At 65.3% G+C, this 14,348-nt stretch carries 14 protein-coding genes; 9 read left to right on the top strand and 5 right to left on the bottom strand.

Annotated elements, in window-relative coordinates; translation table 11 throughout:
• Positions 1-276: 276 nt before the first annotated feature.
• Both rnd and XI02_RS20200 read left to right on the top strand, forming a co-directional pair.
• Positions 277-1,425: a ribonuclease D gene (rnd, locus tag XI02_RS20205; protein WP_018271312.1), complete on the top strand. Its 1,149-nt coding sequence runs from the start codon at positions 277-279 to the stop codon at positions 1,423-1,425.
• A 360-nt stretch (positions 1,426-1,785) separates the two neighbouring features.
• Positions 1,786-1,989, top strand: a complete 204-nt coding sequence (locus XI02_RS20200) for a cold-shock protein (protein WP_172648058.1) — start codon at positions 1,786-1,788, stop codon at positions 1,987-1,989.
• A gap of 77 nt (positions 1,990-2,066) precedes the next feature.
• On the opposite strand, the gene purN is transcribed toward XI02_RS20200, so the two are convergent.
• Together purN and purM are read right to left on the bottom strand one after the other, a co-directional pair.
• Positions 2,067-2,717 carry a phosphoribosylglycinamide formyltransferase gene (gene purN, locus XI02_RS20195; protein ID WP_018271311.1) on the bottom strand — a complete coding sequence of 217 codons (651 nt, stop codon included), beginning with the start codon at positions 2,715-2,717 and terminating at the stop codon, positions 2,067-2,069.
• A complete protein-coding gene (gene purM, locus XI02_RS20190; protein WP_016847414.1) occupies positions 2,714-3,787 on the bottom strand; it encodes a phosphoribosylformylglycinamidine cyclo-ligase in 1,074 nt (357 codons plus the stop codon). The genes purN and purM overlap by 4 nt, the downstream gene beginning before the upstream one ends.
• A 160-nt stretch (positions 3,788-3,947) precedes the next feature.
• On the opposite strand from purM, the gene XI02_RS20185 reads away from it, so the two are divergent.
• The 4 genes from XI02_RS20185 (at position 3,948) to ppx (ending at position 9,108) form a co-directional block, all read left to right on the top strand.
• Entirely contained in the window at positions 3,948-4,490 is a 543-nt protein-coding gene (locus XI02_RS20185; RefSeq protein ID WP_016847415.1) for a CDP-alcohol phosphatidyltransferase family protein, read from the top strand.
• Positions 4,491-4,578: 88 nt separating this feature from the next.
• Positions 4,579-5,256: a DnaA ATPase domain-containing protein gene (locus XI02_RS20180; RefSeq protein WP_038376585.1), complete on the top strand. Its 678-nt coding sequence runs from the start codon at positions 4,579-4,581 to the stop codon at positions 5,254-5,256.
• A gap of 132 nt (positions 5,257-5,388) precedes the next feature.
• On the top strand, positions 5,389-7,593 hold the full coding sequence (locus tag XI02_RS20175; RefSeq protein ID WP_016847417.1) for an RNA degradosome polyphosphate kinase: 2,205 nt from the start codon (positions 5,389-5,391) through the stop codon (positions 7,591-7,593).
• Between the two features lie 12 nt (positions 7,594-7,605).
• Positions 7,606-9,108, top strand: coding sequence for an exopolyphosphatase (gene ppx, locus XI02_RS20170; RefSeq protein WP_018271308.1), 1,503 nt, complete (start codon positions 7,606-7,608; stop codon positions 9,106-9,108).
• Positions 9,109-9,221: 113 nt separating this feature from the next.
• Here ppx and XI02_RS20165 read toward each other — a convergent pair whose 3' ends face one another.
• Positions 9,222-10,061, bottom strand: a complete 840-nt coding sequence (locus XI02_RS20165; protein ID WP_018271307.1) for a TerC family protein — start codon at positions 10,059-10,061, stop codon at positions 9,222-9,224.
• Between the two features lie 114 nt (positions 10,062-10,175).
• Entirely contained in the window at positions 10,176-10,598 is a 423-nt protein-coding gene (gene ndk / locus XI02_RS20160; protein WP_016847423.1) for a nucleoside-diphosphate kinase, read from the bottom strand.
• A 346-nt stretch (positions 10,599-10,944) separates the two neighbouring features.
• Here ndk and XI02_RS20155 point away from each other — a divergent pair, with 346 nt between their 5' ends.
• From XI02_RS20155 to XI02_RS20145, 3 genes are all read left to right on the top strand, one after another.
• Positions 10,945-11,208 carry a hypothetical protein gene (locus XI02_RS20155; protein ID WP_018271306.1) on the top strand — a complete coding sequence of 88 codons (264 nt, stop codon included), beginning with the start codon at positions 10,945-10,947 and terminating at the stop codon, positions 11,206-11,208.
• Positions 11,209-11,430: 222 nt separating this feature from the next.
• Complete coding sequence (locus XI02_RS20150; RefSeq protein WP_167350433.1) at positions 11,431-11,601, top strand: hypothetical protein; 171 nt, start codon at positions 11,431-11,433, stop codon at positions 11,599-11,601.
• A 107-nt stretch (positions 11,602-11,708) separates the two neighbouring features.
• The gene (locus XI02_RS20145; protein WP_069277649.1) at positions 11,709-13,571 is read left to right on the top strand and encodes an ABC-F family ATP-binding cassette domain-containing protein; all 1,863 of its coding nucleotides are present in this window, start codon (positions 11,709-11,711) and stop codon (positions 13,569-13,571) included.
• Between the two features lie 222 nt (positions 13,572-13,793).
• On the opposite strand, the gene XI02_RS20140 is transcribed toward XI02_RS20145, so the two are convergent.
• Positions 13,794-14,348 carry a hypothetical protein gene (locus XI02_RS20140; RefSeq protein ID WP_016847426.1) on the bottom strand — a complete coding sequence of 185 codons (555 nt, stop codon included), beginning with the start codon at positions 14,346-14,348 and terminating at the stop codon, positions 13,794-13,796.

Below are 14,348 nucleotides of genomic sequence, written 5' to 3'. Positions count from 1 at the left end.
TGGTCGAGCGCCCCGGCGACAGCGGGCTATCGCCTATGGCGCTCAGCCCACGTTCGTCCTGCCCGGTCAAGGCCGGGCGATGACACCGAAGATGAGGCTCGCCCGCACGACCGCCGAATTCGCGGCACGATCGGGCCGAAAACCCCCTCGAATCACGCCCAATCAATTCAAAAATAGCCCGTCCCCCACCCCGTGCGGGGCCAAAATCCCTGCAAGACCCTTGACATAGCTGCCCTTTCGGCAGAACGCGTGTGGTCAAGCCGTTATGGACACTTCATGGATTTGATTAGCACGACCTCCGACCTCGCCGCCGCCTGCGACCGGCTCGCCAAACACAAGGTCATCACTGTCGACACCGAGTTCCTGCGGGAGACGACCTACTATCCGCTGCTCTGCGTCGTGCAGATGGCGAGCGCGGAAGAAGCCGTCGTGGTCGACGCGCTGGCACCCGGCATCGACCTCAAGCCGTTCTTCGACCTGATGTCGAACGAGGCCGTGCTCAAGGTATTCCACGCCGCGCGGCAGGACATCGAAATCGTCTGGCACCTCTCCGGCACGATCCCGCATCCGATCTTCGATACCCAGGTCGCCGCCATGGTGCTCGGCTATGGCGACAGCATCGCCTATGACCAGCTCGTCGACCGCGTCACCGGCCACCGCCCCGACAAGACCCACCGCTTCACCGACTGGTCGCGCCGGCCGCTGAGCGACGAGCAGCTGCATTACGCCGTCTCCGACGTCACCCATCTGCGCGAGGTGTTCGCGGCGCTCGACGCCGATCTGAAGAAGCGCGACCGCAGCGACTGGGTCAGCGAGGAGATGGAGGTCCTGACCTCGCCGAAGACCTACGACTTCCATCCCGAGCGTGCCTGGGAGCGGCTCAAGACCCGCGTGCGCAAGCCGCGCGAGCTCGCGGTGCTGATCGAGGTCGCGGCCTGGCGTGAGCAGGAGGCGCAGAGCCGCGACGTGCCGCGCTCGCGCGTGCTCAAGGACGATGCGGTCGGCGATATCGCCACCCACGCGCCGACCTCGCTGGAGAAGCTCGGCAATCTGCGTTCGCTGCCGAAGGGCTTCGAGCGCTCCAAATGGGGCGCCGACATCATTGCTGCCGTGCAGCGCGGCCTCGCCCGCGATCAGGCCACGCTGCCCAAGCTGGAAAAGCCGAGAAACAATTCCAACGGTGCGGCGACCGTCGAACTGTTGAAGGTGCTGCTGCGCATGACCTCGGAGCGCCACGGCGTCGCCAGCAAGGTGATCGCCACCGTCGACGATCTCGAGCAGATCGCGGCCAGCGATCAGGCCGAGGTCGGCGCCCTGCACGGCTGGCGCCGCGAACTGTTCGGCGAGGCCGCGCTCAAGCTCAAGCACGGCCAGCTCGCGCTCGCCATCGACAAGGGCCGCGTGGTGCGGGTGGACCGGGGCTAGCACGCGCCGTTCGCCCGGTGCGCGCCAGGTTCCACCGGCAGTCGGCCAGTGGCCGAACGCGTTGCGCCGGAGTTCGGCCGGCACAGGCTGAGGTTGCGTCGCGCAAAACCACCGCGCTTGCTAAGGCGCAATTTTCGTGTTGCAATCCCTTCACAATCGGATTGCGGCCGTTCGACTGTGCGTTTCGCGACGTTGCTATCCAAGGCTTCGATGTACAGGGCTTCGAGAGGCGAAACTTCGGACTTGAAGACTTTGGATCTGACGACCCGGGAAGTGAACAGACAGCGTAAAGTCCGCTTGTGGCGTGGCACGTGGAAAACGTGGCCGCGTCTTTTTTATGTCTAAACTGGGAGAGAGACGATGCCGAAGGGTACCGTCAAATGGTTCAACCCGACCAAAGGTTACGGGTTCATCAAGCCAGCCGTCGGCGACAAGGATGTGTTCGTCCACATCTCGGCAGTCGAGCGCGCGGGCCTCAGCACATTGAACGAGAACCAGTCCGTCGAGTACGAGCTGGTGGAGAACCGCGGCAAGGCGTCAGCCGAGAACCTCAAGATTCACTGAACGCCGCTGCCAGCGGAATTCATCCGGATGCTTCCCCGGGCTGCATCACCCCGGGGGACCTCTCGTGCTACCGCGCGCTAAGGCGCCGGCGCGATCAGCGTGCCGCCCGTCGGCGCGCTCCCAAGCGTCTTGCAGAGGTCGCCTTCGAGCTTGAGCCGGCCGCTTGCCAGAAGCCGCAGCGCCTCCGGATAGATGCGATGCTCGATGGTGATCACGCGCGCGGCGAGCGTCTCGGCCGTGTCGTCGTCAGCGACCGTGACCGCGCCCTGCATCACGATCGGTCCGGCGTCGGTCTCCGGGATCACGAAATGCACCGTCGCTCCGGACAGCTTGACCCCTGCGCGCAACGCCTGGCCGTGCGGATCGAGGCCGGGAAAACAGGGCAGCAGGGAGGGATGGATGTTGAGCATCCGCCCGTACCAGTGCCGTACGAACTCGGCGGTGAACAGCCGCATGAAGCCGCCGAGGCAGATCAGCTCGACCTGCCTGTCGTCGAGCGCGCGCTGCAGCACGGCCTCGAAGCCGGCGCGGTCCTTGCCGAACGGCTTGCTCTCGATGACGATGGTCGCAATGCCGCTCGCGGCCGCCTTTTCGAGCCCGGCAGCGTCGGCGCGGTTCGAGATCACAGCCACGATCTCGGCCGGGAAATCCTGAGCCCTCGCAGCCTCGATCAGCGCGGCCATGTTGGAGCCGCGGCCGGAGATCAGGATGGCGACGCGGCGCTTCATCGCGAGAGATCGAGATGACCGTTATAGACCACGCGATGCTCGCCTTTGGCCTCGATCACCTCGCCGAGCAGCGTCACGGTCTCGCCGCCGGCGGTGAAGGCCTCGGTCACGGCGTCGACTGCATCAGCCCTGACGATCGCGATCATGCCGATGCCGCAGTTGAAGGTACGCAGCAGCTCGAGCTCGGCGATACCGCCCTGCTCGGCGAGCCATTTGAACACCGGCAGCACCGGCAGCCGCGCCAGATCGATGCCGACGCCGAGATGCTTCGGCAGCACGCGCGGAATGTTGTCGGTGAACCCGCCGCCGGTGATGTGGGCGAGGCCCTTCACGGCGCCGGTGTCGCGGATCGCGCGCAGGCAGGATTTCACATAGAGCCTGGTCGGCGTCAGCAGCGCCGCGCCGAGCGTCATGACCGGCGCGAACGGCGCCGGCGCGTCATAGGCAACGCCGGACTGCTCGACGATCTTGCGCACCAGCGAATAGCCGTTGGAGTGCACGCCGGAGGAAGCCAGCCCGATCACGGCATCGCCCGCCGCGATATCCGCGGTCGGCAGCAGCGTGCCGCGCTCGGCCGCGCCGACCGCAAAGCCGCCGAGGTCGTAGTCGCCATCCTTGTAGAGGCCGGGCATCTCCGCGGTTTCGCCGCCGATCAGGGCGCAGCCGGACTCGCGGCAACCTTCGGCGATGCCGGCAACGATCTGCGCGGTGGCCTCCGGGTGCAGCTTGCCGCAGGCGAAATAGTCGAGGAAGAACAGCGGTTCCGCGCCCTGCACGACGAGGTCGTTGACCGACATCGCGACCAGATCAATGCCGATGCCGCCGTGAATGCCGGTCTCGATCGCGATCTTCAGCTTGGTGCCGACGCCATCGGTCGCGGCCACCAGGACCGGATCCTTGAAGCCGGCGGCCTTGAGGTCGAACAGCCCGCCGAAACCGCCAATCTCGGCGTCCGCGCCAGGCCGCGCGGTGGCCCGCACCATCGGCTTGATCAGATCGACCAGTCGATTGCCGGCGTCGATATCGACACCCGAATCCGCGTAAGTGAGCCCGTTTTTGCGCTCGGTCATGCCCAATTCCAGATGATCAGGGGCTGGTTACGAGGAATTCCGCCCCCGCGCAATGGCTCGCGGCGCTGCCGCCGCGATACTATGTAGATAACACAAGGCGGCTGCGCAAAAGAGCCGGATATCGAGTAAAATCAGGCTTCTAGCCGGGAAGCGATTCAAGTTGAGCATTCCGAACATCATCACCCTCGGCCGCATCATCCTGGTGCCGGTGATCGTCTGGGCCATCGTGTCCAGCCAGATGGAGATTGCGTTCGCGATCTTCGTGATCGCCGGCGTCTCGGACGCGGTCGACGGTTTCCTCGCCAAGCGCTTCAACATGACGAGCGAGCTCGGCGCCCTGCTCGATCCGCTCGCCGACAAGGCGCTCCTGGTGTCGATCTATGTCGCGCTCGGAATCTGGGGCGCGGTGCCGCGCTGGATCGTGATTCTCGTGGTGTCGCGCGACATCATGATCGTCTCCGCCGTGATTGTGTCATGGTTGTTCGACAAGCCGGTCGAGATGAAGCCGCTGATGGTGTCGAAGCTGAACACGGTGGCGCAGGTCGCGTTTGCGGCGCTGGTGCTGGCCTCGCTCGGCTTCGGCTTCGAGCCGCATCCTTACGACTGGATCCTGATGGGCCTGGTCACGATCTTTACTTTGGGTTCGGTGTCCCTCTATCTCGTGGAATGGGTGCGGCACATGAGCACGATCGAAGCTCGGTAGGCGGGATCCGGAAAAGTCGAAGCCGGTTTTCCCGCGGCAAACGCGACGCGTTTGCGCAGAGCTAAAATAAAGCGGTTTGGAGACTTGTGTGGCCAGTAGCGTTCAACCTCGTCAATTGGCCTTGGCCCTGCCGCACGAGGAGAAGCTGACCCGCGACGATTTCCTCGAGGGCCCTGCCAATGAGGCCGCGCTGGCGCTGATCGACGGCTGGCCGGACTGGCCGAACCGAATCATGTTGCTGGTCGGGCCTGACGGCTCCGGCAAAAGCCACCTCGCCGCGATCTGGGCCGAGAGCGCCGGCGCGCGCTCGACCGCGGCGCATGCGCTGACCGCCGAGGCGGTGCCGACCGCGCTTGCGACCGGTGCGCTCGTCGTCGAAGACCTGAGGCCGGCGGATTTCGACGAGCGCGCGATGTTTCATCTGATGAATCTGGCGCGCCAGGACGATGCCTATGTGCTGATCACGGCGCGCGTTCCGCCCTCGGCGTTCGAGATCGAATTGCGCGACCTGCGGTCGCGGCTCCGCGCGGTGCCGACCGTGACGCTGCTGCCGCCGGACGACCAGCTGTTCCGCGGCCTGATCGTCAAGTTCTGCGCCGACCGCCAGATGAGCGTGGACGAACCGCTCGTCAGCTATCTGAGCAACCGGATCGAGCGTTCCTACGTTGCCGTCCGGCAGGCGGTCGAGCTGCTGGATACCGAGGCACTCCGGCTCGGCCGTCCCGTTACACGGGCGCTGGCGGCGGAGCTGTTGCGCGATGCCTGATCCATCCCCGCGGCTTGACGGCGCAGGCGAGCGGAACATCAATGTCATCGAAACGTCATCGCAATATCACATGGTTTCAGCGGCTCTCGGCTAGACCGCCCCGGCCCCTGCCCTGAATTGGACCAGCACTTGATGGACTCGGCACAAGCTACTGAAATCAAAGAAAAAGAGGCGGAATTTCCCGCCATTCCCGCAATCGCGACCAGCCCCGAGCGCTTCATCAACCGGGAGCTCTCCTGGCTGCATTTCAACCGGCGGGTGCTCGAGGAATCGGTCAATCTCGGCCATCCCGTGCTGGAGCGGGTCCGCTTCCTGTCGATTTCGGCGAATAACCTCGACGAGTTCTTCATGGTCCGTGTCGCCGGCATCAAGGCGCAGGTCCGCGAGGGCATTACCGAGCGCAGCCCGGACGGCCTGCTGCCGGCCGAGCAGCTCGTGATGATCAACAAGACCGTCTCGCAGCTCGCCTCCGACCAGCAGGCGATCTGGAGCGACCTGCGGGATATCCTGGCCAAGGTCGGCATCCAGCTGGTCGACGGCCGCGACGTCACCAGGTCCGAGCGGAGCTGGATCGAGGATCACTTCCTCCACAACATCTTCCCGCTGCTGACGCCGCTGGCGATCGACCCGGCGCATCCCTTCCCGTTCATCCCGAATCTCGGCTTCACGGTGGCGCTGCAATTGTCGCGGATCTCCGACGGCAAGGCGATGAACGCGCTGATCCGCATGCCCGGCAAGATCGACCGCTTCATCCGCATCCCCTCCACCAAGGAAGGCGCTCCGGCGCGGCTGATCACGCTGGAGCAGGCAACCGGTCTGTTCATCGGCCGCCTGTTCCCCGGCTACACCGTCAAGGGCCAGGGCGCATTCCGCATCATCAGGGACTCCGAACTCGAAATCGAGGAAGAGGCCGAAGACCTCGTTCGCCTGTTCGAGACCGCGCTCAAGCGCCGCCGCCGCGGGTCGGTGATCCGGCTCGAGATCGAGGCCACGATGCCCGAAGAGCTGCGCATCTTCGTGCAGCACGCCTTGTCGGCGGCCGACGACGAAGTGATCCTGGTCGACGGCGTGCTGGCGATGAACGAGCTGTCGCAGCTCACCCGCCTCAATCGCCCGGACCTCGAATTCCCGCCCTATGTGCCGCGTCATCCCGAGCGGGTGCGCGATCATGGCGGCGATATCTTCGCCGCCATCCGCCAGAAGGACCTCGTGGTCCATCACCCCTACGAATCCTTCGACGTCGTGGTGCAGTTCCTGCAACAAGCGGCACGCGATCCCGACGTGGTCGCGATCAAGCAGACGCTCTATCGCACCTCGAACAATTCGCCGATCGTGCGCGCGCTGGCGGAGGCCGCCGAAGCCGGCAAGTCGGTGACCGCGCTGATCGAGCTGAAGGCACGCTTCGACGAGGAAGCCAATATCCGCTGGGCCCGCGACCTCGAACGCGCCGGCGTACAGGTGGTCTACGGCTTCATCGAGTTGAAGACGCATGCCAAGCTGTCGATGGTGGTGCGCCGCGAGGGCGGCAATCTCACCACCTATGTGCACACCGGCACCGGCAACTACCATCCGGTCACCGCGCGCATCTACACCGACCTCTCCTACTTCACCTCGGATCCGATCATCGGCCGCGACGTCGCGCGGGTCTTCAACTACATCACCGGCTATGCCGAGCCGAGCGACATCGAGAAGATGGCGGTGTCGCCGCTGACGCTGCGCAAGCGGATCATCGAGCACATCCACGGCGAGATCGCCCACGTCAAGCACGGCCGGCCCGGCGCGGTCTGGATGAAGATGAACGCGCTGGTCGACCCTGATATCATCGACGCGCTGTATGAGGCCTCGCAGGCCGGCGTCTCGGTCGAGCTCGTGGTGCGCGGCATCTGCTGCCTGCGGCCGGGGCTGCCGGGACTGTCCGAGAACATCCGCGTCAAATCGGTGATCGGCCGGTTCCTGGAACACGGCCGAATCTATTGCTTCGGCATGGGCCAGGGCCTGCCGAGCACAAAAGCTGCTGTGTATATCTCGTCCGCCGACATGATGCCGCGGAACCTCGACCGCCGCGTCGAGGTTCTCTGTCCGCTGCAAAATCCCACGGTGCATCAGCAGGTTCTCGAACAGATCATGGTCGCAAACCTGAAGGACACCGAGCAAAGCTGGCAATTGTTGCCGGATGGGTCGTCAACGCGTATGAAGGCCGCGAAAGGCGAAGAGCCCTTCAATCTGCATGACTACTTCATGACAAATCCGAGTCTGTCCGGCCGTGGTAAGTCTCTCAAGGAATCTTCACCGCGCCGTCTCACGCGTCGCAACGAGCGACAGCAGCCATCGTCTTAAGGGGGCCTTACGGTGAAGCGACCGCGGAAGCGCGCTTCCAGCGTCGCTGTCATCGATATCGGCTCGAACTCGGTTCGTCTCGTGGTTTACGAGGCGATGGCGCGCAGCCTCATTACCATCTTCAACGAGAAGGCGCTGTGCGGGCTCGGGCGCGAGGTGCAGAGCACCGGCCTGCTCGCAACCGATGCCGTCAACAAGGCGCTGACCGCGCTGCGCCGTTTTCGCGCGCTGTGCAAAATCCAGCAGGTCGGCCGCGTCTACGCGATCGCGACCGCGGCCTGCCGCGACGCCAAGAACGGTCCGGACTTCATCGCCAAGGCCGAGCGCATCTGCGGCGCCAAGATCGAGATTCTCACCGGGCCGCGTGAAGCGAAGCTGTCCGCGCTCGGCGTCGTCTCGGGCGTGCACAATCCGAACGGCATCGTCGGCGATCTCGGCGGCGGCTCGCTCGAACTGATCGACGTCAAGGGCAACCGCGTGCGCAGCGGCGTGACGTTGCCGCTCGGCAGCCTCGCGCTGCAGGACCTCTCGAACAAATCGCTCAAGCGCGCCGAACGCATCGTCAAGAACGAGCTGCTCGGCGTCGCCCAGCTCAAGACCGGCCGCGGCCGCACCTTCTATGCGGTCGGCGGCACCTGGCGTGCGCTGGCGCGCATTCACATCATCCAGAGCGGCTATCCGCTCAAGGTGATGCACGGCTATTCGATCCCGGCGGCCGACGCGCTCGATTTCGCGCAGCGGCTGCGGCGGCTGGCGGCCACCAACATGCTGGCCAATATCGAGTCGGTCGCCGATGCGCGGCGGCCGCTATTGGCCTACGCCGCGCTCGTGCTCGAATACATCATCCGCGTGGCCCAGCCGAAGACCATCGTGTTCTCGACCTTCGGCGTGCGCGAGGGCCTGCTCTACGAGATGCTGCCGCCGGCCGAACGCGCCAAGGACGGGCTGCTCTGTGCCGCGCAGAACCTCAATGAATTGCTGTCGCGCTCGGCCCGCCACGCCCAGGAGCTGACGGCGTGGACCGATCGGCTGGTGCGTGTCGTCAGGCTGCGCGAGACCGAGGAAGACCGCAGGCTGCGGCATGTCGCCTGCCTGCTCTCCGATATCGGCTGGCGGGTGCATCCCGATCATCGCGGCGAGGAAACCCTCAGCCTGATCATGAACGGCAATTTCGGCTCGATCACGCATCAGGGGCGCGCCTTCGTCGCGCTCTCGGTGTTCTATCGCTACGCCGGGCTCAGCGAGGAGAACGAGCCGCCGCCGCAGATCCGCGCGCTGGTGACGCCGGCGATGGACGAGCGCGCCCGCGTGCTCGGCGCCGCCTTCCGCGTCGCGCATCTGATCACGGCGGCGCGCACCGGCGTGCTGCCGGCTACCCATTTCCGTACCCAGGGCCGCAAGCTGATGCTCGTGTTCGAGCACCGGATGGTGGATCTGGTCGCCGACCGCGTCGGCAGCCGCTTCAAGCAATTGGCGCGGCTGGTCGGGCGCGTCGGCTCGATCGTGCGGCGCTGAGCATGATCCGGAAAAGTGCGAAGCGGTTTTCCCTCGCGACAAACGCGGAATGCGTTTGCGCGGAGATCATGCTCAAACAACAAGCTCGACCCTATCTCATCGCGCTTTAAGCCTCACGCCGCCTTGGCGGCGTGCTTGGCCTTGCGGAGTGCGTGGCGGCGCCAGATCGACCCTACGACCAGCACCACGATGATGCCGAGCACCGCGAGCGTGATCTCGCCGCCATTGCCGCCATGGGCGAATTGCGGCGACATCCCGACCGACGTCAGCCAGGAATCGAGCTTGGCACCGAGCGGTCCGGCGAACAGCGCGTCCAGCTTCGGATGCACGGCCGGATCGGTCGCGATGACATCGCCCGCGATCCAGCCCAGCAGCGCGGCACCGGCCCAGACCAGGACCGGCAGCTTGGTGAGCAGCGCCATGATCAGCGCCGCGCCGGCAACGATCAGGGGAACGCTGATCGCAAGACCGAGCACCAGCAGCGGCACGCTGCCGTTGGCGGCGGCAGCCACCGCGATCACATTGTCGAGGCTCATCACGATGTCGGCGACGACGACGATCTGAACCGCGGCCCACAGATGCGAGGCCGCGTGCACGCTGTCCTCGTCCTCCTGCTCCGGCACCAGCAGCTTGGCGGCAATCACGATCAGCGCCAGTCCGCCGACCAGCTTCAAATAGGGAAGCTCCATCAGGCTGGCGACGATGCCGGTGAAGATGACGCGCAGCAGCACCGCCGCGGCGGCGCCGAGAATCATGCCCCACAGGCGCTGGCGCGGCGCGAGCCCGCGGCAGGCGAGCGCGATCACGAGCGCGTTGTCGCCCGAAAGCAGGACGTTGATCCAGATGATCTTGCCGACAGCGACCCAGAAGGTCGGCGTCGCCATCTCGTTCCTGAACTCGGTGAAGAACGCGCCGATGTACGCCGGATCAAAGATCTGCCACAGCCAGTCCACAGCGAGTCCTATTCGGCCTTGCGGCCGCCCCTGACGGCGGTCGTCCGCCGCTCCCCCGTTTGTTTCGACGCGGTCTCCTCGGGAGACCGCGTCACTTTCAGCAATACTACGGCGTCAGCCGACGATCTCGTTGCCTGCGAAGAACTGCGCGATCTCGATCACCGCGGTCTCCGGCGCATCCGAACCGTGCACCGAATTCTCGCCGATCGACTTCGCATAGAGCTTGCGGATGGTGCCTTCGGCGGCTTTCGACGGATCGGTCGCGCCCATCACGTCGCGATATTTCAGGATGGCGCCCTCGCCTTCCAGCACCTGGACCACGACCGGGCCCGAGGTCATGAAGTCGACCAGCTCGCCGAAGAACGGACGCGCCTTGTGGACGGCGTAGAAGGTCTCGGCCTGGCCGCGGGTCATGCGGATGCGCTTCTGCGCCACGACCCGCAGGCCCGCCTTCTCGATCACCGCGTTGACCGCGCCGGTCAGGTTGCGCTCGGTGGCGTCGGGCTTGATGATCGAAAAGGTGCGTTCAATCGCCATGATTTCGTCCTTGTAAACGTGGCTGGGAGTTGCCGGGGCTTATATCGGCGCGATGGGGTAACGGCAAGCGACCCTGTGACGCGTTAGCCTTTAGTTTTGACGCATTTTCACGACGAAAACCGTCGTTAGGGCGCCCTCCGGACTGCGGCCGGCTCGGCCAACTTACCGCGAGTTCACCTAGGTGAACCCATCCTGTCAGCGCCGTGCCGCTGCCGTTCAGCTCCAGCCACATAGGCTCTGCAGCGATCGGACGCCTTGCTGGCCCCCCATCCGCAAGCCTCACAGGACGTCTCGGGAAATGTCACCGCGGGCGCGTCGCGCGCGCCCATAGCTCGAGGAGACGATCATGTTACGCAAACTCTCGCTTGCCGCCGTCGCCGCAGTTTCGCTCGGTGCCGCCGCGCTCGCCCCGACCTCCGCCTCGGCTTGGGGTGGTTGGCATGGCGGCTGGCACGGTGGATGGCATCACGGCTGGTGGGGCGGCCCGCGCGTCATCGTCGGCGGTCCGGCCTATTACGGCGGTTATGGCTACGGCGGCGGCTGCTACGTGCGCCGCGTGGTGCCGACCCCGTGGGGCCCCCGCTGGCGCCTGGTCAACCGCTGCTACTGATCCATCGAATCTACGACTGCTCCCCTGACTTGCTTCTCGCCCCGGCCCTCGCGCCGGGGCTTTTTTCAGATCCGTTGGGGAACCCGGGCACATGATGGGACCCACTACCTCAAGGCGAGAGCAAGGCGCGGAAACCAAATTCGGGGTCGCGACTTGTCATGGCGAGGAGCTACTCGAACATGCGAGGTGGAACTCGCCGAGAGACATGCCGTGACGATGACAATGAGCAAGATCGACAAGGACGCCGATCAGATTGATCACAAGACCTGCCGTTACATCTGCGATGCCGTAGGCGAACGGCTTCAGCAAAGCATGCGGCCAGAGCCCGCACTTTCGTCTCGCCTCCAGCAACTCCTCGACGAGATGCAACGACGGGAAGGCGATCGCCATTAGATGTTGAGGGCTGACCAGCAGCCCAATTGCGTTTTTTGCAACAACCCCGGGAGAGATTTTACAAACAGACGGGTTGCGTTTGGCGGCGGGTCCGGTGACAACGCTGCATGCTCTCCATCACTGACATCTCGGTCCGGATCGCCGGACGGCTGTTGATCGATCACAGTTCGGTACAAATTGTGCCCGCAGCCCGCGTCGGATTTGTCGGCCGCAACGGCGTCGGCAAATCGACGCTGTTTCATGCCATCCGGGGCGACATCCCGACCGAGAGCGGCAGCATCGCGCTTCCGCCGCGCTGGCGTATCGGCAGCCTCGCACAGGAAGCGCCCGACGGGCCCGAAAGCCTGATCAACGTCGTGCTGAAGGCCGATCTCGAGCGCGACGCGCTGCTGCGCGAGGCGGAAACGGCGCACGATCCGCACCGGATTGCCGAAATCCAGACCCGGCTGGTCGACATCGACGCCCATTCCGCGCCCGCCCGCGCCGCGGCGATCCTCTCCGGCCTCGGCTTCTCGACATCAGACCAGGCGCGGCCGTGCGCGGAATTTTCCGGCGGCTGGCGCATGCGCGTCGCGCTGGCGGCGACGCTGTTCTCCGCGCCCGACCTTCTGCTGCTGGACGAGCCGACCAACTATCTCGATCTCGAAGGCACGTTGTGGCTCGAGAACCACCTTGCCAACTATCCGCGCACGGTGATCGTGATCAGCCACGACCGCGATCTCCTGGATACCTCGGTCGATCAGATCCTGCACCTCGATCGCGGCAAGCTGACGCTCTACAAGGGCACCTATTCCTCGTTCGAGGAACAGCGCGCTGCGCGCGAATTGCTCGACGCCAAGCACGCCAAGCGGCAGGCCGATGAGCGCAAGCGCCTGCAGGATTTCGTCGACCGCTTCAAGGCCAAGGCCTCGAAGGCACGGCAGGCGCAGTCGCGCGTGAAGATGCTGGAGCGGATGAAGCCGATCACCGCGCTGGTGACCCAGGATGTTCATGAGATCTCGTTCCCGGCACCGGAGAAGCTGCTGTCGCCGCCGATCATCGCGGTCGATGACGTCTCGGTCGGCTACGAGCCCGGCAAGCCGGTGCTCAATCGCGTGACGCTGCGCGTCGATACCGACGACCGCATCGCGCTGCTCGGGGCCAACGGCAACGGCAAGTCGACGCTGGTCAAGCTGCTGGCGGGCAAGCTCGCGCCGTTTGCCGGCAGGATCACGAGGGCCGACAAGCTGTCGGTCGGCTATTTCGCCCAACACCAGGTCGACGAGCTCAATCTCGACGGCTCGCCCTATGATCATATCCGCAAGCTGATGCCGGAAGCGCCGGAGAGCAAGGTGCGTGGCCGCGTCGGCGCGATCGGTTTCTCCGGCAAGGCCGGCGACACGCTGGTGAGGAGCCTGTCGGGCGGCGAGAAGGCGCGGCTGCTGCTGGGGCTTGCCACGTTCTACGGCCCGAACATGATCATCCTGGACGAGCCGACCAACCATCTCGATATCGACAGCCGTGCGGCGCTGGCGGAGGCGATCAACGAATTCCCCGGCGCCGTCATGATGGTCTCGCACGATCGTTATCTGATCGAGGCCTGCGCCGACCGCCTGTGGGTCGTGGCGAACCAGACCGTGACGGCCTATGACGGCGATCTCGACGAATATCGACGGATGATCCTGTCGGCCAATGACGGCCGGCCGGCCTCGCGCGAGCGCGTCAAGGAGCCCGCCAAACCGGAGCGCGCCCGCAATGAAAAGCGTGCTTCACCCAGGCAGCGGGTCACGCAAGCCGAGGCCGAGATCGAGCGCATCAACGGCATCATCGCCAAGATCGATACCGCGCTCGCATTGCCGGATATTTTTACGCGCGACCCCAAGCAGGCCGCGCAACTGACCAAGGCGCGCGCCGGCGCCGAGAGCGCGCTCCAGCGCGCCGAGGAAGACTGGCTGGAAGCCAGCGCCGAACTCGACGAAGCGGCGAATTAGACCGGACGGAGCCGCATATTCGATGTCGTCCATGCGAAAGCAAGGACCCATAACCACAGCTAGTTATTGTTGCACGATGGTGGAACGACGAGCCCCGTTCACAACACGGGCCGCGGAATATGGGTCCCTGCTTTCGCAGGGACGACGGTGGAGGGAGCGCCAGGGCTCCTTCCGGTATCATGCCCGCGCGTGCGGGCATGACCTGCCGCCGGCGAAAACGCGCTAGCCGTGCGAGGTCTTTTTCTTCTTCGGCTTTGCCTGCTTCGGCTCCGGCACAGGGTCCGGACCGCGCTCGACGGACGACAGGCGCCCCGAGGAGAACGTGTAGATGCCGGCGCGCGCGCCACGCGACCAGGTCACGACCGCAACACGCTCGCCGCCCGGCCCACTGGACAGGTTCACGCTGTCGGGAGCACCGATGCCGCGCACGACGTCGCATTCAGTGTGGCCGAGTGCAACGCTGCCGCCCGTTGGTTGCGGCGGCGGTGCACCGCCGGCCTGCGCGTTGGCATCGGCGGCGCCCGGCGGCGGTGCCATGCCTGGACAACTGCCGTCGGCACTGACGAGATCATCGTTCGTTACCGGCTTGTCGGGCGTCAGCGGCGGCGATTCGATCGAGATGTTGCGGATGAACACCCGCCCGGGACGCGAGAACCATTCCGCATCGCGCGAAAACAAATCGGATCCGGCGCCCGAACAGCCGGCAAGTCCCGGTGCAAGCACCAGCAAGGCCAGCAGCGACTTCCGACTGAATGTTCCGTCCCGCACGATCGACAA

Source organism: Bradyrhizobium sp. CCBAU 21365 (genome assembly GCF_015291305.1).
Taxonomy (GTDB): Bacteria; Pseudomonadota; Alphaproteobacteria; order Rhizobiales; family Xanthobacteraceae; genus Bradyrhizobium; species Bradyrhizobium elkanii.
Note: the sequence above shows the minus strand (reverse complement) of the source record. Positions and strands in the feature narration are given on the sequence as shown.

Coding starts and splice junctions, on each gene's coding strand:
- XI02_RS20200 (WP_172648058.1), top strand. CDS start 1,786: ATGCCGAAGGGTACCGTCAAATGGTTCAACCCGACCAAAGGTTACGGG.
- purM (WP_016847414.1), bottom strand. CDS start 3,787: ATGACCGAGCGCAAAAACGGGCTCACTTACGCGGATTCGGGTGTCGAT.
- XI02_RS20145 (WP_069277649.1), top strand. CDS start 11,709: ATGCTCTCCATCACTGACATCTCGGTCCGGATCGCCGGACGGCTGTTG.
- purN (WP_018271311.1), bottom strand. CDS start 2,717: ATGAAGCGCCGCGTCGCCATCCTGATCTCCGGCCGCGGCTCCAACATG.
- XI02_RS20155 (WP_018271306.1), top strand. CDS start 10,945: ATGTTACGCAAACTCTCGCTTGCCGCCGTCGCCGCAGTTTCGCTCGGT.
- XI02_RS20175 (WP_016847417.1), top strand. CDS start 5,389: ATGGACTCGGCACAAGCTACTGAAATCAAAGAAAAAGAGGCGGAATTT.
- XI02_RS20150 (WP_167350433.1), top strand. CDS start 11,431: ATGAGCAAGATCGACAAGGACGCCGATCAGATTGATCACAAGACCTGC.
- ndk (WP_016847423.1), bottom strand. CDS start 10,598: ATGGCGATTGAACGCACCTTTTCGATCATCAAGCCCGACGCCACCGAG.
- rnd (WP_018271312.1), top strand. CDS start 277: ATGGATTTGATTAGCACGACCTCCGACCTCGCCGCCGCCTGCGACCGG.